Annotated in this window: 1 protein-coding gene; it reads left to right on the top strand. The window is 49.0% G+C overall.

Features of this window, described 5'->3' with window-relative positions; genetic code table 11:
• Window positions 1-46 precede the first annotated feature (46 nt).
• Window positions 47-253, top strand: a 207-nt coding sequence (locus ACSNOG_RS33665) for a hypothetical protein (RefSeq protein ID WP_436756465.1), incomplete at its 3' end; no start/stop codon positions are given.

The raw sequence follows: 253 nt of genomic DNA, 5'->3' as shown, positions 1-253 counted from the left end.
CCATATATTAGTCCCATAGAAAAGTATTGCCGGAGCTGGTTTTATCATGTACGATTACCACGATTACTACTCTATTCTATCATTAGATGAGGGAGATGACAATAACTTGTACAAAAAAATCAGCCTTCTCGCCATTGCCTTCCTTCTGCTGTTCGGCGGTGCAGCCCAGGCCGTGCAGGCGAAGGAGCAAAGCCGTATCCGCGTGTACCTGGACGGCCAGGAAATCAAGTTCCAGGCCCCGCCGATCATGAAG

It is taken from the genome of Streptomyces sp. URMC 124 (genome assembly GCF_051386455.1).
GTDB lineage: Bacteria > Actinomycetota > Actinomycetes > Streptomycetales > Streptomycetaceae > Streptomyces.
The sequence above is the reverse complement of the archived record's forward strand: the minus strand, read 5'-3'. Positions and strand labels throughout refer to the sequence as shown.